The sequence below is a fragment of the Mesorhizobium sp. BHbdii genome, from assembly GCF_053848045.1.
Map to the genome: position 1 here is coordinate 1 of NZ_JBSPKX010000061.1, position 673 is coordinate 673.

A 673-nucleotide genomic window follows, 5' to 3' on the forward strand; every position below is an offset into this window, starting at 1 on the left:
GAGATGTCGAAGGCCGACGTGCTGAAGGAATTCGGCGGCCAGCAGTTCTCCGTCTTCAAGCCGGCGCTGGCCGACCTTGCGGTGGAGAAGCTGGCGCCGATCGCCGGCGAGATGCGCCGCATCGAAGGCGACCGCGCCTATGTCGACGCGGTGCTCAGGGACGGCGGCGAACGCGCCGGCGTGCTCGCCGAAGCGACGATGAAGACGGTGCGCGATATTATCGGCCTGCTGCAGGGCTGACGCCGAGTCCAATCTGGGTTTATCTGCACCGACACTGCCATGCCGACCAGCCGCTTGCCGCCGGTCGGCGGCGGTGGCAGATTGCGGCCGAAAACGCACCGAGTAGATAGACATGGTCTCCAAACGCCTCAGCCGCGAAGCCGGGCATCGCAGGAAATTCCTGACGATCATCGACGACACGCCGGAATGCGAACGCGCCGTCGCCTACGCCTCGAAGCGGGCGCAGAGCACCAGCGGCACGCTGGTGCTGCTTTACGTCATCGTACCGGACGATTTCCAGCATTGGCTGGGCGTCGAGAAGATCATGCGCGAGGAGGCGAACGCCACGGCGCGCGCGGCTCTCGACGGCTATGCCAACAAGGTGCGCCAGAAGCTCGGCATCGAGCCGGAAATGGTGGTGCGCGAGGGCAAGCCGACGGAAGAGATCCACAAG

General features: G+C 65.4%; 1 protein-coding gene and 1 pseudogene. Both read left to right on the plus strand.

What is annotated here, in order from left to right; genetic code table 11:
* A pseudogene (locus tag ACWTU8_RS31810) lies at positions 1-240 on the plus strand (tryptophan--tRNA ligase); the annotation flags it as partial.
* Between the two features lie 112 nt (positions 241-352).
* The coding region (locus ACWTU8_RS31815; RefSeq protein WP_455851251.1) for a universal stress protein at positions 353-673 on the plus strand (321 nt) is incomplete at its 3' end.